Source organism: Dyadobacter endophyticus, assembly GCF_014641595.1.
GTDB lineage: Bacteria > Bacteroidota > Bacteroidia > Cytophagales > Spirosomataceae > Dyadobacter > Dyadobacter endophyticus.
In genome coordinates this window covers 442131-463125 of sequence record NZ_BMIA01000004.1, presented here as the reverse complement: position 1 = coordinate 463125, position 20995 = coordinate 442131, and the positions used below count along the sequence as shown (strand labels likewise).

19 protein-coding genes are annotated in these 20995 nt (G+C 49.9%); 8 read left to right on the top strand and 11 right to left on the bottom strand.

Annotation, left to right across the window (positions count from 1 at the left end):
- Window positions 1-57 precede the first annotated feature (57 nt).
- The 5 genes from IEY24_RS26435 to ruvC all read right to left on the bottom strand — a co-directional run bounded on the left by IEY24_RS26435 (window position 58) and on the right by ruvC (window position 5717).
- The gene (locus tag IEY24_RS26435; RefSeq protein WP_188938126.1) at window positions 58-1632 is read right to left on the bottom strand and encodes a DHA2 family efflux MFS transporter permease subunit; all 1575 of its coding nucleotides are present in this window, start codon (window positions 1630-1632) and stop codon (window positions 58-60) included.
- 41 nt (window positions 1633-1673) lie between these two features.
- Window positions 1674-2774 (bottom strand): HlyD family secretion protein, encoded by a 1101-nt coding sequence (locus IEY24_RS26430; protein WP_188938124.1) that lies wholly within the window; start codon window positions 2772-2774, stop codon window positions 1674-1676.
- A gap of 114 nt (window positions 2775-2888) precedes the next feature.
- On the bottom strand, window positions 2889-4229 hold the full coding sequence (locus tag IEY24_RS26425; protein WP_229223191.1) for a TolC family protein: 1341 nt from the start codon (window positions 4227-4229) through the stop codon (window positions 2889-2891).
- On the bottom strand, window positions 4207-4851 hold the full coding sequence (locus tag IEY24_RS26420; protein WP_188938122.1) for a TetR/AcrR family transcriptional regulator: 645 nt from the start codon (window positions 4849-4851) through the stop codon (window positions 4207-4209). The genes IEY24_RS26425 and IEY24_RS26420 overlap by 23 nt, the downstream gene beginning before the upstream one ends.
- A 272-nt stretch (window positions 4852-5123) precedes the next feature.
- Window positions 5124-5717 (bottom strand): crossover junction endodeoxyribonuclease RuvC, encoded by a 594-nt coding sequence (gene ruvC, locus IEY24_RS26415; RefSeq protein WP_188938120.1) that lies wholly within the window; start codon window positions 5715-5717, stop codon window positions 5124-5126.
- Here ruvC and IEY24_RS26410 point away from each other — a divergent pair.
- Window positions 5716-6717 (top strand): lysylphosphatidylglycerol synthase transmembrane domain-containing protein, encoded by a 1002-nt coding sequence (locus IEY24_RS26410; RefSeq protein ID WP_229223189.1) that lies wholly within the window; start codon window positions 5716-5718, stop codon window positions 6715-6717. The genes ruvC and IEY24_RS26410 overlap by 2 nt on opposite strands.
- On the top strand, window positions 6714-7868 hold the full coding sequence (locus IEY24_RS26405) for a glycosyltransferase (protein ID WP_188938404.1): 1155 nt from the start codon (window positions 6714-6716) through the stop codon (window positions 7866-7868). The genes IEY24_RS26410 and IEY24_RS26405 overlap by 4 nt, the downstream gene beginning before the upstream one ends.
- Before the next feature lie 75 nt (window positions 7869-7943).
- Here the strand turns inward: IEY24_RS26405 and IEY24_RS26400 are convergent, their stop codons facing one another.
- Window positions 7944-10028 (bottom strand): choice-of-anchor A family protein, encoded by a 2085-nt coding sequence (locus IEY24_RS26400; RefSeq protein WP_188938115.1) that lies wholly within the window; start codon window positions 10026-10028, stop codon window positions 7944-7946.
- A gap of 412 nt (window positions 10029-10440) precedes the next feature.
- Complete coding sequence (locus IEY24_RS26395) at window positions 10441-11262, bottom strand: XRE family transcriptional regulator (RefSeq protein WP_188938112.1); 822 nt, start codon at window positions 11260-11262, stop codon at window positions 10441-10443.
- 130 nt (window positions 11263-11392) lie between these two features.
- Between IEY24_RS26395 and IEY24_RS26390 the strand changes: the two genes are divergently transcribed.
- From IEY24_RS26390 to IEY24_RS26365, 6 genes are read left to right on the top strand one after another with little or no spacing between them, the layout of a single operon-like run.
- Window positions 11393-12292 carry a MerR family transcriptional regulator gene (locus IEY24_RS26390; RefSeq protein ID WP_188938109.1) on the top strand — a complete coding sequence of 300 codons (900 nt, stop codon included), beginning with the start codon at window positions 11393-11395 and terminating at the stop codon, window positions 12290-12292.
- Window positions 12270-13775: a bifunctional phytoene desaturase/3,4-desaturase gene (gene crtID / locus IEY24_RS26385; protein WP_188938107.1), complete on the top strand. Its 1506-nt coding sequence runs from the start codon at window positions 12270-12272 to the stop codon at window positions 13773-13775. Before IEY24_RS26390 ends, crtID begins: the two co-directional genes overlap by 23 nt.
- 3 nt (window positions 13776-13778) lie before the next feature.
- Entirely contained in the window at window positions 13779-14615 is an 837-nt protein-coding gene (locus tag IEY24_RS26380; protein WP_188938105.1) for a phytoene/squalene synthase family protein, read from the top strand.
- A gap of 60 nt (window positions 14616-14675) precedes the next feature.
- Window positions 14676-15191: an isopentenyl-diphosphate Delta-isomerase gene (gene idi, locus IEY24_RS26375; protein ID WP_188938102.1), complete on the top strand. Its 516-nt coding sequence runs from the start codon at window positions 14676-14678 to the stop codon at window positions 15189-15191.
- Window positions 15192-15219: 28 nt separating this feature from the next.
- Complete coding sequence (locus IEY24_RS26370; protein WP_188938099.1) at window positions 15220-15693, top strand: sterol desaturase family protein; 474 nt, start codon at window positions 15220-15222, stop codon at window positions 15691-15693.
- Entirely contained in the window at window positions 15690-16412 is a 723-nt protein-coding gene (locus tag IEY24_RS26365) for a lycopene cyclase domain-containing protein (protein WP_188938092.1), read from the top strand. Before IEY24_RS26370 ends, IEY24_RS26365 begins: the two co-directional genes overlap by 4 nt.
- Here IEY24_RS26365 and IEY24_RS26360 read toward each other — a convergent pair.
- Genes IEY24_RS26360 through IEY24_RS26345 form a run of 4 tightly spaced genes read right to left on the bottom strand, consistent with a single transcriptional unit; the run spans window position 16386 to window position 20994 of the window.
- Window positions 16386-17525, bottom strand: coding sequence for an NAD(P)/FAD-dependent oxidoreductase (locus IEY24_RS26360; RefSeq protein ID WP_188938090.1), 1140 nt, complete (start codon window positions 17523-17525; stop codon window positions 16386-16388). The two genes, IEY24_RS26365 and IEY24_RS26360, sit on opposite strands and share 27 nt — an antisense overlap.
- Window positions 17509-18204: a methyltransferase domain-containing protein gene (locus IEY24_RS26355; RefSeq protein WP_188938087.1), complete on the bottom strand. Its 696-nt coding sequence runs from the start codon at window positions 18202-18204 to the stop codon at window positions 17509-17511. The genes IEY24_RS26360 and IEY24_RS26355 overlap by 17 nt, the downstream gene beginning before the upstream one ends.
- Window positions 18191-20155 (bottom strand): UbiA family prenyltransferase, encoded by a 1965-nt coding sequence (locus IEY24_RS26350; RefSeq protein ID WP_188938085.1) that lies wholly within the window; start codon window positions 20153-20155, stop codon window positions 18191-18193. Before IEY24_RS26350 ends, IEY24_RS26355 begins: the two co-directional genes overlap by 14 nt.
- Before the next feature lie 38 nt (window positions 20156-20193).
- Window positions 20194-20994: a serine O-acetyltransferase gene (locus IEY24_RS26345; protein ID WP_188938083.1), complete on the bottom strand. Its 801-nt coding sequence runs from the start codon at window positions 20992-20994 to the stop codon at window positions 20194-20196.
- Window position 20995 lies beyond the last annotated feature (1 nt).

Here is a 20995-nt window from a genome sequence, read left to right as displayed (position 1 = left end):
AGAGAAGCCCCCCGATTCCGGGAAGCTTCTTCTGCAATACTACTACACTTAAAAACACTAGTGCACGGACGAAGCGTCGACTTTCGTTTTACCGCTCCGGGTCCACAACACAAAGGGAACACAAATCAAAAACATCACGCCCAGGTAAAGGAACACGTCCATGTACGACATTACCTGCGCTTGTTTGGACACGGTGTAGTCCAGCATTTTGTAGCCGCTGTTCAGCGCCACATCCGGCGCCATTCCTTTGGCCATAAAGCTATGCTGCAAGCCCTCAACGCGTTGCTGCACAACGGGGTTATTAACATCGAGCTTACTCACAAGGTCGTTTCGGTGCGACATGTTCTGCCGGGCGATAAATGTAGTGATCACCGCGACACCAAACGAGCCGCCCAATTGTCGCATCATACCGGTAAACGCAGCTCCTTCCCCAATTTCACGACCTTTGAGTGTCGACAATGCGAGGGTGGTGATGGGCACAAACAATAGGCCCAAACCAATACCACGCACAATGAGCATATTGAAAAATGCTTCCTTACCGGTATCCGGCGTCAATATCAGGTATCCCCAGTAGCTATACACGAAGAAGAATATCATCCCGATCGCCACCAGATACTGCTGTTTCACACCGCGTTGCAGGAGTTGTCCCACGACGGGCATCATCATCGCCGTCACGATCGCGGCGGGCACCATGAGCATACCCGATTGCGTGGCCGTCCAGCCCAATGTGGCCTGGGTATAAAGCGGAATAATGAATGTAGAACCGTACAGACCGAACCCTAAGATAAACGATAGTATTGTTCCGACTCTCAAGTTTCCATTCGCCAGTACGCGCAAGTTCACGATCGGGTTTTTGTAGGTCCATTCCCTCCAAATGAAGAAGAAGAATGAGAACACGCTGGTTACCGAAAGGATTGTGATGATCTCGTCATTGAACCAGTCCTCTTCCTGGCCTTTTTCCAACACATATTGCAAGGAGCCTACCGCCACGGCCAGGAGGATAATACCCCACCAGTCAATCTCGTTGGCTGCTTTTTTGTTGGCAAACTTCGGACTTCTCACAAATTCCATCGTGAGCATCGCTGCAATGATACCGAGCGGAATGTTGATGTAAAAAATGTAGGGCCAGCTGTAATTATCCACGATGTAACCTCCCAGCGGCGGCCCTAATGTGGGGCCTACGATCACACCCAAACCATAAATGGCCTGTGCGATACCGCGTTTTTCGGGTGGGTAGCTTTCGGTAATGAGCGTTTGCGCAGTCACGAGCAATGCACCACCACCAAAACCCTGGATCAGTCTGAAAAACACCAGCTCCCAGATATTATCGGCATTACCGCAAAGGAATGAGGCTACCGTAAATATGATGATCGAAGCGGCGAAGTAGTTGCGGCGGCCGAACTGTGCCGAGAGCCAGCTGGTCATCGGCACGATGATCACGTTCCCGATCGCATAGGCGGTAATCACCCAGCTTACCTCCGACAATGTGCCGCCCAAGTTTCCGCGCATGTCGTTGAGCGCCACGTTCACGATCGTCGTATCCACGATTTCCAGCAGCGCACACAATACGGCAGTGATGGTAATAATGACCCTGCGGTAGCCGTATTCGACGAGTGATTCCTGTAATTCCATTAGTTATTTGGTTTTTAGAATCAAAATTCGGTTCAAAGACCTTAGTTCAGCTCTACGTCTACGAACACGTTCATACCCGGGCGTAGTTGCGCGATCTTTTCGTCGTCGGCTTTCGTAAACTCAATGCGAACCGGCAGGCGTTGTACCACTTTCACGAAGTTCCCACTTGCATTATCGGGCGGCAGCAGTGCAAAGCGGGCACCGGTAGCGGGTGAGAACGAAGCCACTTGCGCTTCGAATTCATGCTCAGGATATGCATCCACATGGATTTTCACTTTCTGCCCCAGCTTCATCTTAGTCAGCTGCGTTTCCTTGAAGTTAGCAGTAACCCAGGGTTTATGGGTTGATATGATGCTGAAAAGCGATTGCCCCGCTTGCAGGTACTGGCCCAGTTGTGCGTTCACTTTGGACACACGGCCATCGGTAGGCGCGGTGATCACGGTGTACGATAGGTTGAGTTCCGCATTCGCGATCTCGGCCTGCCGCACCTTGATGTTCGCATTGGCTACGGTCGACTGTATCGACGTAGCTTTGGTTTGCCGACCAGCCGCTTTTACCTGACGTTCGGCAGCGCTTTTCTGCGCTTCCAATACCGCCAATGCGCGTTCCGCTTTTTGTTTGGTAGCCTGTGCTTGCTCAAACTCCTGCTGGGTAATCGAATGGTCTTTGATCAGGTTTTCGTAACGTGCGTAGTCCTGGTTAGCTCTCCAAACATTAACCTTCGCCTCTTCGATCTGAGCCGCTACCACGGCGATATTCGCTTCGTAAGTAATGCCGCTGGCTGCCGATGCACTAGTCGTTTCATGTGCAGCAGTAAGGCTGCCTTCCGAGCCTAAAAGGCCTGCTTTGGCTTGTTCCAACTTAATAGTCTGGTCACGGTTGTCGAGCACGATCAGCGTATCGCCTTTTTTCACGGTCTGGTTATCCTTTACGCGAATCTCTGTCACATAACCTGATATTCTGGGAATTACCGGGCTGATGTCCGAATCGATCTGTGCGTCGTCGGTTTCTTCGTGGTGCAACCCGTGGTTATATTTTGTAAAACCCCAGGTACCGCCGCCGATGATCAGCGCGGCAAGAATGATGAGGAAGCGGGAATTTTTCTTTTTAGGCGCTTCTTCGGTGGTGTTTTTAGTTTCCATTTTAATGACTGAATGAATGAGTGAATAATTTGGGAGGAAGGAGGAGGGAGAAAAGGAAGAATGGGGGCGTCTGTTTTGAAATAATAAAAACCTTCCTCCTTCCTCCCTTTCCTCCTAATTAATAACTCCGGCTGTTTGTTCTAATTTTTTATAAGCTACTACCGCATCGGCCTTTGCTGCTTCGTAATCAATGCGGGATTGCACTTGCGCCACGTCGGCATCGAGGAGTTCGGTGGTGGTTACGAGACTGTTATCGTATTTATTTTTAGTAATGCGGTAGTTTTCGTTGGCTTGTTCCACGGCTTTGGCATACACATCGATCTTCCTTTTGCTCAGCACGTAGTTGTAATAGGCCGTGTTTACTTCGAGATGGATTTTATCGAGAATAATCTGCTCGTTGGTTTTAAGCTGGTAAGCCTTTGTGCGGGCCTGTGCTATCTTCGCGCCTGATTTCCAGAGCGATGCCACGTCATATTTAAAACCGATACCTGCGTTTACCGCATTGGGAACAGTAACGACACCCGGGATATTCAATGCCACATAACCGGCCGAAAGTGCCACGCTTGGGTACAAATCCGCTTTGGCTACTTTGATATCGCTATCGGCGGCTTTCTGACGGATGCCGTTGGCCGCAAAATCTTTGCGGTGTGTGAGGGCTGCCTGCTCCCATTCGGCAGCAATACCTTCCGCTTTAAGCGAGGCAAAGCTGTTGGAATCGGCCTCGATCACAGTTTCCTCGGGCAAACCGAGCAGCAGGTTCATATTAATAGTGGTGATTTTCAAATCGTTCTGTGCGTTCAGCAACGCCAGCTCCACGTTTGATTCCTGTAATTTGGCCTTCATCAGGTCGTTGCGGGCCAGTATTCCGTTCTTTTCGCGGTTGGTAAACTCCTGCACACGTTCGCGTTCACCTGCGAGATTTTCGGTTACCAGGTCAACCGCCTTCCTGGCTTTATACAGGTTACCGTAAGCGGCTACGGTGTTCTGGATCACGGCCTCGCGATCGTTATCTGCGTCGAGCTTCGCGGCTTGCTCCACATACTTGGCCGATTCGAGGCCGTATTTGAAACGAAAACCGGAAAATAGTGGCAGCGATGCACTGGCCATGCCGTACATGGCCTGGTGTACATTAGGCGTTCCGCCCGAGCTACCTGTGCTGTCGTTGCCTTCCTGTTTAATTTTCAGATTCACATTAGGCGAATTCACCCGCAGGTATGAGCCCGAAACGCTCAGGCTTGGCAGCTGGTTTTCCTTCACCTGACGAATGCCCAGCCCCGCGAGGTCGATATTGCTCTGGCTCAGTTTCAATTGCTTGCTGTTTTGCAGGCTCATGGTAATAGCCTCTTCCAGCTTGATCGTGCGTGCGCTTTGGGCGTACGAATGGCCGGACACAGCAATCCAGACTATCCCGGCTGCCAGACTAACCATTCTTTTAACTCTGGATGTGGTGTTCATTGGTTATTGTTGATTTAAATAGGTTCTTAAGATGCTGGCTCAGCTCACCGCGCAGGTGCTGCTGAAATTCCTCGTCGCTCAGGTGGTCCAGCTCATTTAATTTCTTGTAAAAATCCTTGGAAGCGATGGCGTAGTTGACCGTCCCATAAAGCGTCGTCGTCATCAGGCTCACGTTAATATCCTTGCGGAACTCGCCTGCCTCCTGTCCTTCGTGGATCATCCTTTTGATCAATTCCAGGTTCCGCATTTTCAATCCACGGATGTATTCGGTGATGATCGGCGTCCGTTCCGACGACAGCTGCTCGCGCAACATGATATTGTGAAAGCATTGGTTGCCCATCAGGCGGTCGATCACGCTATCGATAAAAACATTGAACTTCTGAAGGGCTGACAGTTCGCTGGTCATCACCAGCGTTTCGAGCCGGGAGCTCGATTCTGTCATACGTAGCTGGAAAAGCGCCTCGATCAGCTTTTCCTTCGAACCGAAATAGTAGGATATCATCGAGACGTTCACATCTGCTTCCTGAGCGATATCCCTCACCGAAGTACCGGCAAAACCTTTCTGTGAAAACAGCCGCTCTGCCACTTCTATTATCTGCAATTGTTTCGCGTTGTATTCCATTTAAGTAGCTCACCAGCAGGGTTTACTTTCTCCTTTTTGCTAATGATGGTACAAAGATAACCGACGTTAAAATAAAATTCAAACGATCGTTTGAATTTATTAAACAAACGTTTGATTAATGGAAGTGAATATTGGATTAATACCATTAAAGTTTTTTAATATTCACATTAAAAAACTATTAAAACAGCAAATAGCCACATAGGGGCGCAAACCTCCCGCTCGGCCGTTCTGGGCCGATTGGAATAGTACCACGCAAAAAATAGGATGAATGTTTATTTGATCCGTTCCGGATTCTCGCTGACAAACGCGCCCCAACCGCCTTTTTTAGCTTTTTTGGAACCGCTGCCAGCCGCCGAAGCCGGAGAATTGGCATGATACTGGTGGCAGATTGCGATGGCGATGCCGTCGGTCGCATCCATAAATTCCCGGCTAAGTTCCATTTTCAGGATCTTTTCGAGCATGTATGCAACCTGCTCTTTCGAAGCATTACCGCTGCCGGTAACCGACTGTTTTACTTTTTTGGGAGAATACTCTACGATAGGAATGTTACGGGCCAGCGCTGCGGCCATTGCCACGCCCTGCGCACGCCCGAGTTTGAGCATGGACTGTGCATTCTTGCCATAGAAAGGATCTTCAATGGCCATTTCATCGGGCAGGTAATCTTCGATCAGCTGGGTAAGGCGCTCAAAGATTTTCTTCAACTTCAACTCGTGCGTACTATATTTGCTCAAATGAATCACCCCGTATTGAACCAGCGAAATTTGCTGTCCTTTAACCGATATGACCCCGTAACCCATCACCTGCGTGCCGGGATCGACCCCAATAATGACCTTTTCCGAAACCTCCGTTTGCTGCGTTTTTAACATGGTGCAAGATAAGGAACTCTCTCCTCCAAAGCCAAAAAGCAATCAGGCAAACCTGCTCTGGGTAGTCAAGCTCGTGGTGACGGCCCTGGTACTGAGCTATATTTACCGCACATTCCGAAATGAGCAAAAAGGCATTGGTGATATCGGCAGCGTATTCGGGGCGATATGGTCTTTGCAGAATGCCCCGGTACTGATACTTATGCTTGCGCTCGTGCCCGTCAACTGGGCGTTGGAAAGCCTCAAATGGCAGAAACTCATTTCCCGCATCATACCGATTACATTCCGCGACGCCATGCGCGGCACATTGACGGGCCTGGCCGTGGGCGTAGCCGTACCCGCACAGCTGGGCGATACGCTCGGGCGCGTAGCCGCGTTACGATCCGACCGCCGGCTGGAAGCGATCGGCGCAGCGCTGATTTCAAATGGTATCCAGTTTTATGTTTCCGTACTTGCTGGTGCGTTTGGCTGGGTGTATCTAAAAGACCAGCTGGCTATTCCCGGCACCGCCCGGCTGACAGTGAACTGCATCTTGCTTGCAATTATTTTCCTGGGACCAGCTTTGCTTTCGTTCAGAACGCAGATCGACAATTGGAAGCCGGCACGCCGGATTTTTGTAAAAACGAAGGAGTATTTAAATGTGATAGGCCGCTACAAGCCCGCCGAACTGGCAACAGGTACTGGTTATGGCCTGCTGCGTTACCTTGTTTTCCTGTCCCAATTTATACTCGCATTGTCGCTGTTCCACTTCCCGGTGGGCATCTGGCAGCTGGCAGCCTGTGTTACGTTGATTTTTTTAGCTAAAACACTTATCCCGGCAATAAATGTACTGGGCGACCTCGGTTTGCGTGAATTTACGGCCCTCGTGGTGTTCGCCCCATTCAAATTGCCTCCCGAGCAGATCATAGCCGCCACTTTTCTGATCTGGATATTAAACGTCCTTGGCCCGATCGTAGTGGGAATATTCCTGATCTGGAAATACAAGTGGAAGAAATCCAGATGAGCAACTTCGCATTCACTTCCTGGGTTACGCAGGCAATCTGGATATTGCTGGTCAGCTACGCGGCTTTCACGCTGGCCCTGGCTTTCCTGTGGTCAAGAATCCGTAAGCTTGCCATACCCGCACATATTCCCGACGACCTTTTTATCACAGTCATCATACCCGTCCGCAACGAAGCTGAAAACATTGTCTTCCTGCTCGAAGACCTCGACCGGCAAACCCTGCCGGCCGCCCAGTTCGAGGTCCTGGTCATGGACGACGGCTCCACCGACAATACAGCCGCTATCGTGCGCACATTTGCAGCACATTCAAAGGCCCGGATCAAACTCATTCCACTGCCTGACGTGCGCACTTCGGCTCCCAAAAAACGTGCGATCGAGACGGCCGTCGCACATGCCCAGGGTAGGCTGATCGTTACTACCGATGGTGACTGCCGCGCACAGGCGGGTTGGTTGCGCTCGATCGCGGCATGCTACATACGTACGGGCGCAAAGCTGATCAGCTCGCCGGTCACATTCACCGACGAGACCAGCCTCACCGACCATTTACAAACAGTGGAATTCGCAAGCCTGATCGGCAGCGGTGCCGCATCCATGTCCGCCGGGTATCCGTCCATGTGCAACGGTGCGAACCTTGCCTACGAAAAAGATAGTTTTTTAGAGGCTGGCGGGTACGACGGCGTCCGCCATATCGCGTCGGGCGACGACGAATTCCTGATGCACAAGATTGCGGCGCGCCATCCCGGCTCGGTACATTTCCTCCGGCACCGCGACGCCATCATTCGCACGACGCCGCATCGCAACTGGGCCAGCTTTTACCGCCAACGGAAGCGCTGGGCCAGCAAATGGAAGCATTATCAAAGCAAAACACCTCTTGTGCTCGCCGTTTACATATTTGCAAGCAATTTTGCCTTCTTGCTTGCGGGAGGGTTTGCACTGGCCGGATTAATTTCCGGACCCGCTTTCCTCGGTATGCTGGTTTTAAAATGCGCTCCCGAGTGGGTCTTTCTGGGTTCGGTGTTAAGTTTCCTGCAAAAACCGAGATCACTCGCATTTATCCCGGTAACGCAAATATTCTACCCGCTATACGTTTGCTTTTTTGGGCTCGCCGCACAGCAGGGCCAATACGAGTGGAAAGGAAGGAAACTTTCGTAGCAGCCACAAAAAAAGCTGCCGGCAAGTTGCCGGCAGCTTTAAGTTTCACATAACGCTATATAAGATCAATTCATTCTACTTTTTGAGCACTTTCGAGGAATACTTTCCTTCTCCATTTACCACATTCACAATATACATTCCCTGCGTAAAAGCCTGAACATTAACTTTGATTTCTGTTTGAGCGGTTACCGGCATCGCCTTGTAAACCTGCTTTCCTTCCAGTGTGAATATTTCGATTTTTTTCACCGGTGAGAAACTTCTGACATTCATTTCGTCCTGGGTCGGGTTCGGGAAAAAATCCACTGCCAACCGGGCATCGCAGCTTCCGGCTTGTACGTTACGGATCGCGCTGTATTCGAATGTCTCGTCATTGTCTACCTGCTTAAGACGATAATAATAGCTCTTTACAGGTACAGACTCCGATGAAAATGGTGTGTCGTTGAAACTATATGTGGCCTTTTTGGCATCGTAATCGATCCGGGCAACAACATTGTAAGTCTTAGCGTCTGATGAGCGTTCGACTTCAAAATGTGAGAAATTTTTGGATTCGGTTACCTTCCATTTCAGTTCCGCATTGCAATTTACATTTTGTGCGGTAAAATATGCTAATGTTACCGGTAAAGCTGTTGAAGGAGGTGGAGTTGTGAAACAAGTTGTGGTGGATGCCGGGAAGGTAATGTTCACAACAGTCGACGGGGTAACGGTCACCCGGATGGTCGCACCGTCCTCGCGCAATGAGCCGTAACGGTCGCTCGGATCCTCCACCCATTTGCTGTTTTCTAGCTTGTACCCCGGCCATGAAATGCCGTTTCCATTGATATCCACGGCAACTCCGGGGAACAGAAGGCTGCCTGTCAACGGCAAGTCGCTATCTTCCTGGATTACTTTTCCCTCCGAATTGATCCATTCGATCTTCGCTGTCTGGCCGGCAGCATCGTAGTTCGGAGTTACCGCATAGTCGAGCCAGGACGCATTTTTCAGGCATTTCGAAGATGCTGTTGCATCAATTTTCTTATCAACCGGTTCGGGGATCGATGGCAGGAACGGCCAGAAGTGCACCTCGTCGCTTTTGTGTACAAAACTTTTAGCAATGATCTGCCCGTTGATATTTCCGTTGTTCTCTTTCACTACGTCAGCCTGCGGCGCAAAAATGGTACCGCTGATCTGTGCATTACCACCCAATGTAATTCCTTTGGTTGCATCCGGAAAATTGTAAATCACGTAGCTTCCTTGTGGATCGGACAAGCCGCCGAAGCCGGGAAAGTTGATCTTGTTGCTGCCGGACAAGCCACAAAAAGTAGGAAAGTCCACGATGTTAATAATCAAACCAAAGTTGGTGTTAGGAGGCGTGGTCTGTCCCAACTGAGGACCTTGTGGAATACCTTCGATATTAGCATTTCCAATTTTGTTCCAGACAGCGGCCGAAACGGTCAGCACGTTGATCTTGTTCGGATCAACAATAATTTTGGGGTTATTGCCTATCACATTAGGATCGAGATACGGCCCCATGGGCGCTGATGCCATGATGTTGCCATTCTGGTCGCGGATGGGCAGGTTGTCCGCCATTTCTTTCAGTTGGTTCGATCTTTTGATGAAGCCTGTAAAAGCGCCCTCGATGTCGATCTGGTTCGCACCGGTCCCAAAAACGTTCTCGCAGACCGGGTTAACAGTTTCGCTGACACTCGGAGACCAGGTATTGATGTTCGCATTGATCGTGATATTGGGAGTTTCCCAGTATTGCTTGCTGGTTTCAGTAATGCGGATGGTCGACGCTGCATTGTTGTTGTCCTTATACCAAACTTTCAAACTGGTGCCTGAGGCATCGGAAGGGCTACAATTTCCGATTTTAACATAGTTGTCGCCGTTCACCGTCAGGCTTCCGTTGTTGAGCTTTACTGCCCCGCGGACAGCAAGACCGATCGACGCGCCGTTCACGAACAGCGCACCGTGTTGCTTGTCGAAGCTGATCTGATATTGGTTGGTAGTCACATTTCCACCTACGGCAATAGGGCCTTCGGTTTCATTGGATTGCAGTGTGGCGTCGCCTTTGACAAAGATGTTGAACCGCTGTGCCGCGGAAGTAGGGCTCTGGGCAAACGATGGATTTCCGTTGGATAAGAGGAGCGCTAGAAAAATAGTAGATAGAAGTTTGACTGGCATGAAGTTGAGTGATTTTGATTTCCTTTCTCAACGAAATTAGACCGCCCACTCCGATCGCTAATTCTTTTTGTGTTCACAGCGGAGTTGTTTGGGGTAATGCCAGCGTTTTTAGGGGTGATAACTTTCACTAAAATTGTACTAATCGAAGATAATGCACAAACTAAAACAAAGTAGTATTAACCGGTTGACAACATTCTTAACCCCTATGTATTCATATTTATTCTACAATAAGATATCAAATATGACCAGTATTTCTAGAATTTTATCATAAAACAACGGTAAAATGTTCGATTGCTCCTCTTTAACCCCATTTTAATAACTATAATATTTCCAAGACAACACTTATCCTCCTACGCAAAAAGGCCGGGTATTAATCCCGGCTGTCTAATTATTTAGAGGGCAAGTCACGCCACTATTTATAGCTCGACCGCTTTTTCAGTTCTTTTAACTCATTCTGCATTTCCTGTAACATCCGCATGAGCTGCTGCATATCCGTTTGTGGTTCCGGAAGCGCCTTGCTGTGGAAGCTATAATACTCCCAGAGCTCAATCACCTCGCCGATCGGGACCGTATAGGCGAAATATTGCTTGTTGAACGATTGCAGCAACATCGTACCGCTGGATTGATTGATGGTAACCTGCTTAAACACGAAATCCTGGTCACCCTTTAAAATAACGATACAAGGCGTTTCGGGTTTGACGGTCGTCCAGTCCTGAACATACCTGGTGATAATATCCGCACCTTCTGGTACAGGCAGCATCGAATCGCCGACCGTCGGGAACATGCGAAAGGTGCCGTTTTTGGGCACGGTGGGCAAGTTGAAACGCGGCAAGGTGGCAAGAAATTCCGGATCGGCATAGCCCGAGCGGTAACCCGCGCGCGCCTGCACCGGCACGTATTCGATATTCTCCTTATCCTCTTTATCAACCGTAATGGCCAGGACGCGGATCTGGCTGCCTTTCATGAACAGCTCACTCCCCTCTTCCAGGTCTTTCAGTTTCTGATCCGAGAGCTTACTCAATTCCATTTTCAGGAGGCTGTCGATGCTCATCCGGAAATATTCCGAAAAATTGATCAGGTCGTCGACCGTCGGATTGGCCGTCCGGCCACTTTCGATCGCATTCAGCTTCACCCTGCTGATCCCTAGCTTTTCCGCCAGCGCTTCCTGGCTAAGTTTCTGACGCAAACGGAGGAACTTGATATTGACAGACCAGAAAATTTCCTGCGCACCCATGAGTTGATATTTTTAAAATCAGACATAAGATATTATCAATATCAAAAGTAGCAGCATTTTTTATTTTTCCTACAAAAAAGTAAACAAATAAATTTTGTTTAACTATTTTTGAAAAACATTAAACAAGAATATGTCTACCTATTCCATTCGGGACCTCGAACGCATTGCCAGCACCAGGGCGCACACAATCCGCATTTGGGAGCAACGGTACGGCCTCCTCGAACCCGAACGGACGGACACTAATATCCGGTTTTATAATGACGGGCACGTCAAAAAACTCCTGAACGTGTGCACGTTACTAAACAGGGGCATGAAGATTTCACATATCAGCCAGCTCAGCAATGCACAGATACACAGTGAGATCGACCGGATTATTTCCGAATTGCAGCAGACAGACGAGCATATTCAAGCCTGGATCAACCAGGCGGTGATCGCTATTGCCGCCTACGACGCGCAGACCTTTCACAAACTCTTCTCCGATGCCGTCCATCGGCTGGGACTGATCGCTGTCTATGAAAAGATCCTTTACCCGTTACTCGTCAGAACGGGCCTGATGTGGACGAAGGATGCACTTTTGCCGGCTCAGGAACATTTCTTGTCGAACCTGATCCGCCAGAAGTTGTTCAGTGCAATCGATGCATTGCCGCTAGCTGAAACCAGCGACCAGAAATGGCTGCTCTTTCTGCACGAGGGCGAAGAGCATGAAATCGGGCTTCTCTTCGCCTATTACCTGCTCCTGCGCACGGGCAAGCGTGCCGTGTACCTGGGCGCCCGCGTCCCTTACCCCGATCTCCAGGCCGTGGCCCACGACACTGCACCGACGCACATTTACACTTTTTTCGTAAGCAATCAACCTCAAAATCAGACACCGGAACTACTCGGCCGGCTTGCAGAAGATTTTCCCAATTGCCGGATCTGTTTTTCCGGCGGCGTCGAAAGCCCGCCGAATGAACCCAGGATCAGTCAAATCGAATCCATAGAACAACTGTTTGAAACCATCGGAACGGATGCAGCACACACAACCCCATAATCCGACGCGTAAGAAGTCCGTCGGCGTCATTGGTGCGGGCTTTGCGGGCATGGCTGCCGGTGCCATTCTGGCAGAAAGTGGCCACGACGTCACAATTTTTGAAAAGAATGACACCATTGGCGGCAGGGCGCGCACGTTTTCAGAACAGGGTTTCACGTTTGACATGGGGCCTAGTTGGTACTGGATGCCCGATGTGTACGAGCGCTTTTTCGAACGGTTCGGTTATGGCGTTCCCGATTTGTACCAGCTAAAACAGCTCGACCCGGGATTTGCGGTCGCATTTCCCGACGACGAATCGATAGACGTTCCGGCCGATTTCGACCAGCTATGCGAGCTATTCGAAAAAATAGAAACAGGCGCGGCCGACCAACTGCGGAAATTCATCGCCGACGGAGAGTTCAAATACCGCGTCGGAATGGATGATATGGTTTATAAACCTGGCCATTCCATCACCGAGTTTATGAGCCCTCGTCTCTTAGGCCAGGCATTGCAATTACAGCTTTTCAGTTCGTTCAGCAAGCATGCGCGGCGGTTTTTCAAAGATCCAAGATTGCTTGCGCTGATGGAGTTTCCAGTCCTGTTCCTGGGGGCAATGCCTAAGAACACACCTGCATTATATAGTCTGATGAATTATTCAGGGCTGAAACAAGGCACTTTTTATCCGATGGGCGGTTTCGGGAAAGTGGCGGATAGCTTTCAGGATGTTGCCCTGCGAGCGGGCGTGCAGTTCCGCACCTCCGAGGCGGTAGAAAAATTGGAAACATCGAACGGTCGCGTGCGATACATACACTCGACCTCCCATTCAACGGCGGCAGACGTAGTCGTTGGCAGCGCCGATTACCAGCATATCGAGCATGCATTACTTTCCCCGCAAGACCGGCATTACAAGGATAGCTATTGGGTAGAGCGGACATTTGCCCCGTCCTGCCTGCTGTTTTACCTGGGGGTCGACAAGCGCATTACCCGATTGCGGCATCATAATTTGTTCTTCGACCAGGATTTCGGGCTGCACGCTACGGAGATTTATGAGGAAAAGAAATGGCCGACTGCACCGCTGTTCTACGTCTGCTGCCCGTCGGTCACCGACCCGTCGGTAGCGCCGGAAGGCCATGAAAACCTTTTCGTTCTGATGCCCATCGCCACCGGTCTGCCCGATCCGGAGCCGATCCGAGAGCACTATTATCAGTTGCTGATGGACCGCCTCGAAAAGTTTGCCGGCGAAACAATCCGTGACCGGGTGGTTTTGAAAAGAAGTTATTGTGTTTCCGATTTCAAGAACGACTACAACGCCTACCAGGGCAATGCCTACGGACTGGCTAATACACTTCGGCAAACGGCGATCTTCAAACCTAAAATGAGAAGTCCGAGCGTCGGCAACCTGTTTTTCGCCGGGCAGCTCACCGTTCCGGGTCCTGGCGTGCCCCCCGCGATCATATCCGGCACGATTGCCGCCCAGGAAGTTCTCAAATACCTAAACAGCTAAGTTATGAAGAGCCTTTTCGATGAGTTATCGGCATCGTGCAGCAAGAAAACCACGCAATTGTACAGCACCTCGTTTTCACTGGGCATCTATTTTCTGAAACCGGCATTGCATAGGGCCATTTACGGGATTTACGGATTTGTACGGCTCGCAGACGAGATCGTAGACAGCTTTCACGGGTACGACCAGCAGGTAATGATGGCGCGAATCCGCAAGGAAACGCGGGACGCCATCCGCGAGCGGATCAGCATTAACCCCATATTGAACAGCTTCCAGCATGTGGTGCATACCTACCGGATCGAATGGGAGCTTATAGACACGTTTTTGAAGAGCATGGAAATGGATTTGCTCAAAAAGGAACACACGCAGGACTCCTATCAGGAATATGTGCTCGGCTCGGCAGAGGTGGTGGGCCTGATGTGCCTGCGTGTTTTTACGGAAAATGATACTGCATTGTACGATTCATTAAAACCATATGCCATGAAACTCGGCGCCGCTTTTCAGAAAGTAAACTTCCTGCGCGACCTGAGAGCCGATTATCAGACGCTCGGCCGGACTTATTTCCCGGGTGTAAACTTCAATCATTTTTCCTATGCCGACAAGGTGAAGATCCAGCAGGAGATCGAGGCGGATTTCGAAGACGCACTCACGGGCATCCGCCGCCTACCCGCGAGCTCGCGCAGAGGGGTGTACCTGGCCTATTATTATTACAAAAAATTGTTTTTAAGAATCAAAGAGACGCCTCCGGAAAAAGTGATGGATGCGCGGATACGAATTCCGGATATCGATAAGTTCGGGCTGATGTTTAGGTCGTTGCTGAGGCACCAGTTTGACCTTTTATGACGTTTTTGTGTTGTAGGGGAAGAATCCACCCACCATGCAAAACCTGAAACCCACCATCCTATGAACGACCAAGTTGTGCTTGTAACGGAAAACGACGAAGCCATTGGCCTGATGCCCAAGCTGGAAGCCCACGAGAAAGGCGTGCTACACCGCGCATTTTCGGTATTTATTTTTAATTCAAAAGACGAAATGCTGCTGCAAAGGCGGGCATTCGGCAAGTATCACTCGGAGGGCTTGTGGTCCAATACCTGTTGCAGCCACCCGCTACCGGACGAACCCGTGCACGACGGCGCTGTGCGACGCCTGCGCGAGGAAATGGGCATCGTAACGGACCTTGAATTTTTGTACACCTTTCAATACCGCGCCGATCTGGAAAACGGACTGACAGAGAACGAGCTCGACCATGTGTTTTACGGCGTTACGGATGACGTACCTAAAATAAACACGGCCGAAGCCAGCGAGTTTAAATACCTGACAATACCCGAAATACAAGCCGATATAGCGCAAAACCCGCATGCCTATACCGAATGGTTCAAGATCTGCATGCCGGTGATCGTGCACAGAATCGAAAGCTGACCGAACGGAACATTTCAACAACAGCAGGATGCTACATTGGATACCCGACGTTCTGATTACCCTGGCTGCATTCGTGGCCATGGAATGCGTGGCCTGGCTGGCGCATAAATACCTGATGCACGGACTATTATGGTCGTTGCATCACGACCACCACCAGCGCGACGACAGTGACTTTTTTGAGAAGAATGATTACTTCTTCGTGATCTTCGCCACGCCCGGCATTACTTGCCTCTGGCTCGGGCTGGACGCGGGTTTCAATTACCTCTTCTGGATCGGGCTGGGCATTACCATTTACGGATTCACCTATTTTCTCGTCCACGATGTGTTTATCCACCAGCGGTTCAAGATTTTCAGGAACAGCGAGTCGATTTACCTGAAAGCCATCCGCCGGGCGCATAAAATGCACCATAAACACCTCGGTAAGCACGGCGGCGAATGCTTCGGGATGCTGTGGGTACCGCTTAGATATTTCCGCGAAGCCCAAAAAGCGACCGCCAAATGAAACTGCTTTACCTATTGGTCGACCTGGGCGCCATTTCCGTGCCGCTCCTCGCCTCTTTCCACCCCAAAATCCGGCTGTACAAACATTGGAAGGCATTGTGGCCGGCCATATTGATTTCGTCGGTCCCGTTTATCGTTTGGGACAGCTATTTTACCAGGATCGGCGTCTGGGGCTTTACGCCAGAATATATCACCGACGTCGGGCTGTTCGGTTTGCCGATTGAGGAGCTGTTGTTTTTCATTTGCATTCCGTATGCCTGCATGTTTACCTACTACTGTTTCAGGCTGTGGAAGGGGCATTTGCATTTAAAAGCGGAGCAAATTGTTACCTGGATTTTTATTGGTCTTTGCCTGATTCTCGGCCTTGCAGGCGCCGGCCGCTACTATACCTCGTCTGCAATGAGCTGGCTGGCCATTTTTCTGATCTATTTAAAATGGCAAGCCAAACCGAAATGGCTCGGGTTATTCTATTATTCGCACCAGTTCCTGCTTATTCCGTTCGTGATTGTCAATGGTATCCTTACCGGCACGGGCCCGGAAAAGCCGGTTGTATGGTATAATAATGCGGAAAATCTTGGCGTCCGCTTCCTCACTATTCCCATTGAAGATGTTTTCTACGGAATGCTGCTATTGCTCCTGAATGCATTTCTCTTCGAGGTTTTCCTCCAAAAATCGGAGGTCCGGCAGTCGGCCTCAGAAAATCTCCCCGTGCGTAAGTGAAACCAGCTTTGAAGTAAGCCAGGGGGATTGATCAAGGAATTTTAATGCAAAATCGGTCGTGCGGCTTTTACCAAAAAGCTTTTGCAGATGATAACCGGCTTTGATCCGCGTTCCGAATTCGGCATTCCACACGCGCTGATAGTTCTGCAAAGCCGATTCATGCGTTTGTTTTGCATTAAATAGCAAAATCAGCTGCCCGGCAAGCAGCTTGGAAGCCCTCATTCCCATGCTCATGCCATTCCCACAAAGCGGCGTAATGGAGCCAGCCGCATCGCCAAGGAGGAAAATACCATTTGAATCGGTTTGTTTTTTGCTGAACTGCACATTACTGATCACCAGTGGCTGCGCATTTACAAAGTCGGAATTTTTAAAGTAGTGTTTCAAAAATGGGTTTTGGAATAAAACTGCTTCCTCCATTTGCTTTACGTCCTTACCATTTTCAATCAGATTCCGGGCGGTGGTGAGATAACAGAGACAATACCAGTCACGATCCACCTTGGAAATACCGCAGTAGCCGTCGTTAAAATTGTGCAGTTCAATTCGGTTGGCCGGAAAATCGGTTTTGATATGGTATTTAACACCAATATAATTCTGGCTATCTGCATCTGGCGCATTGCTTTCGTCAAGATGGATAAATTGCGGCGCGTATTTGCCGTAACTTCCACAAACTATTTTTGAAGTAAAATCGCCCCGGGATGTACGGATTTGGAAAGCGTCCCCGGCATTCCTCTGCACATCCGTAACGCGGCATTCCTGCACGACGCGCACGCCCTTGCGCGAGGCTATTTCAAAAAGTTGATGATCGAGACTGTACCGGCTGATCCCAAAGCCCCCCATTCCGAGATGATGATTTAACATAAAACCGCGATCGGAACTAATGCCCAGGCTATCGATTTTAGGCAATGCGAGTTTACCCGGCGACAGCCCCAGACTTTCCAGAAACGGCCAGCTTTCCATCGAAATGTACTCCCCGCAGACCTTATGAAAAGGGTATTTTCCTTTTTCAAACACGACCACCGAAATATCCTTGTCCGCCAACTGAATGGCCAGGCAAAGCCCCGCCAGCCCGCCGCCGACGATCGCGCATTCAAAATGTTCAGTCCGCGTTTCCATAAACAATTACCTCATGCCTGAACGCCCATTTGTTACGCACGGAAAACCGAGTGGCGCCCGACTGTTTCAATATATCGATCCATTCTTTCTTCTTAAAACCTCTTAAAACTGAAAGCGGCGCGTCGTTTTTTACAAGATATGATTTTGAAAAAAGACCTGTCAAAATTTTGATCGAATAGTGCGCCACTGCATTTCGTTCCAGGTCGTTGATAACCAGAACCGCCCTGTTGCTCAAAGCAAATTGCACCAGTTCTTTGAGATCGTCATGGGTAAGGTGGTGGCAAAAGAGGCAGGCATGGATAATATCGACTTGGGGTAAATGCCGGTAGGTATTCCGGTAATCGTCGCAAATGAGGCTTACGCCGCTTCTTTCAAGATTTTCTTCGGCATAGGCAATGCAATCGGGTTTCAGGTCGACGCCGTACAGGTCGAGGTCGAAGCCTGCCTTTTTGTTCCAGGCCGCAATACGTTTGAGGGTATCCCCGCCCCCACAGCCAATATCGACAAGTACATATCGCCTGCCTTTTTGCAGCACGCGCTTTAAAGCTGCGAACGAAATAGCGTAGCCGCCCAGCCAGTGGTTGATAAAATCGAGTTCGCGAAGGTTTTGAAAAAGATCCGCCGAAGGAATGTCGTCCTTGTCGAGCAGCTCCTTTTGCAGGCTCCTATGCCTGAACATAACGCAACTGCATGGTTTCGATGCTTAGCCCCGGACCGAATGCGGCCGTAAAAATGCGGTTGTCAAGGTGTTCGGGCTTGGCTTTTTCGAGCACCTCTTTCAGGACAAACAGCACAGTAGGCGACGACATATTTCCATAATTTTTGAGCACATCATAAGTAGGGCCCAGCAGACATTTGTCCAGTTCCAATGCCGCCGCGAAGTCGTCCACAATCCGCTTTCCGCCGGGATGTACCGCCCAATGCTTGTAATCTTCCGGTTTCAGGCCCACCGCTTTCAGCATCGGCCCGATGTTCTCCCGGATCAGATCGGGCACATACGACGATAAGTTCATGATAAAACCCGTTTCCGAAAGCTGCCAGGCCATATCGGAATAACCATTATGCAACACCATTGAATTGAAACCGTCGATCTTCACGGCATGTAAATAGCGGTCGTCGGGCCGGGAGGATACCAGCAAAGCAGCCGCGCCATCGCCGAAAAGCATATTGGAAAGCAGGTAATCGTCATTGTACCGCTTCTGGAAATGGATCGAGCAGAGTTCCGTACAAACGACCAGTACCTTTGCGTTCGCATGGCTCTTACAGATCGCGTCGGCATTTTTCAATGCTAAAATCGCCGCATTGCAACCCATAAAATTGACACTGCTTCGCTCGATGGCCGGATTTAGCTTCAACTCACGCATAAGCTCCACATCCAGCCCGGGTGCGAACAGCCCCGTGCAGGTGACGGTGATCAAATGCGTAATGTGATTCTTACTAGTTTCAAAACCGGGAATTTGCTCGATCGCCTTCCTCGAAAGGGCCGTTGCGTGCTTTTGATAAAGCCGCATCCGCTCAGAAAGCGTTGGTTCGGGCATTAATGCGGCATTCCGGTTGAAAAACTCAAATTCCTCGGGGTTTTTATCAAAATCGGAGATTACAGAGTAGCGTTTTTCGATGCCTGTTTTGCTGGCGACGATCCGGATCTTGCGGCGGGTATTCAGGTCGTCCGTCGACCGCAGGTAGAAATCGGTGAGCGTTTCCTGTGCATAACCATATTCGGGAACGGCTGTTTCAATAGAGGATAGATAACTCAATGGAATTCTGTTGATAATAATTAAAACGATGAAACAACTATTCATGCAAATCGCCGCTACCCAGTTCATCCGCATCGTGTTCCGGAAATTGGCCTGCCGGTGATCTTTCCAAACGAGCGAAAACCATATTCCGAACCAGGCCACGATGGGGATAAAGAACACCTGGATGATGTAAAAAATCATTCCCAGCTCCCTGGTCGTAAAGTACAAATAATAAAACACATTGCAGAGCACAAACATGGCCGCCGTGAAGGCAAATGTGCCAATATAGCCCAATTTGTAGCTCAAAGTAACGACGCCGTCGCGCAGGTCCTGCTCGTGCTGGTACACCTGCGTGAGCGGATATGCCCCCGCGATCTGGAAAGAGCAGCCTAGTAAAACGAAGATATTCGCCGTATCGAGCCGTAACGCGCCGCCCGAAATTCCTGCTATCGACATATAATAGGTAAACGCCCCCTGAAAAATCACAACGGTCAGAAAACCCATGACCGGATACTTTTTCAGCCTGATCTGCCGTGAACTATACGCGCGCGACGCTCCGATATAAAGTACGAGGCAAAACGCGAACAACGTATTTACGAAAACCAGCGCCAGAACGGTTGCGGCGACATCCAAAAAAATTGTAAGGTAAAAGAGGCTCCTGGTGGGAAGCGGTGGTTTTTCCAGCCCGCCTATGCTATCCTCGTCGCGGTCGACATAGCTATTGTAGCCATTGCTGGCAGGGTAAACGAGGAAATGGATGATCAGAAAGCTCCATAAAGCCTGCCTGTGCACCACCGTCTCGGCCTGGCTGTACGCAAACAGGAACAGCGGCGCAAGGAAAAACGAGAATGGGATTCTCAGGAGTTTGATGGTATTGCGGTCGATGGGCATGGAGCAATTTATGCAAAAAAGCAATATGACCGCTGACGTCACCCGTCCTCCCGGGTCGTAATCCGCAGCTGATGCGTATTAAACACCTGGGAATTGGGCGCTACGCTTTTGGTGAGGAAAACACTGCCGCCTATGACGCTGTTTTCGCCAATGACGGTGTCGCCTCCCAGGACGGTTGTCCGTGCGTAAATAATGACGTTATCGCCTACCGTCGGGTGGCGTTTTGTATTGTAAAGCTCTTTGGCTACCTGCAATGCACCGAGAGTCACGCCCTGGTAAATGCTCACATTCCTTCCGATCACCGACGTAGCGCCTATCACAATGCCGGTCCCGTGGTCGATCATGAATGGCACGCCGATGGTCGCTTCGGGATGAATATCGACGCCCGTTTTTCCGTGTGCATATTCCGTGAGAATGCGCGGCAGCACCGGAATTTGCAGCACGCTCAGGTAGTTGGCAATGCGGTAAACGGCAATCGCGTAAAACCCGGGGTACGAAACAATCACTTCATTGACACTGGTGGCTGCCGGATCGTATTCATGGATTTTGCTGGCATCGAGCCGCAGGTTTTTGTAAATCGTTTCCAGCTCGTCGTAAAAGGAGGCCACTTTTTGCTCGATCGCTATCTTTTTGGGATCCAGGTAACTCAGCAGGATATTTTCAAGATCAATCTGCGTTTTCTTCAAAATACCCTCATAAGAGGTCTTTTTGGGCAAATTATTGCTGGGAAAAAGAAAGTGGATCAGGTCGTCGAGCCAGGCTGTGGCATCATGCCAGGAGGGAGTCGCCTCCCACTCGGCGTGATGTGTTTTTTTAAGAAGATCTATGAGTGATGACATG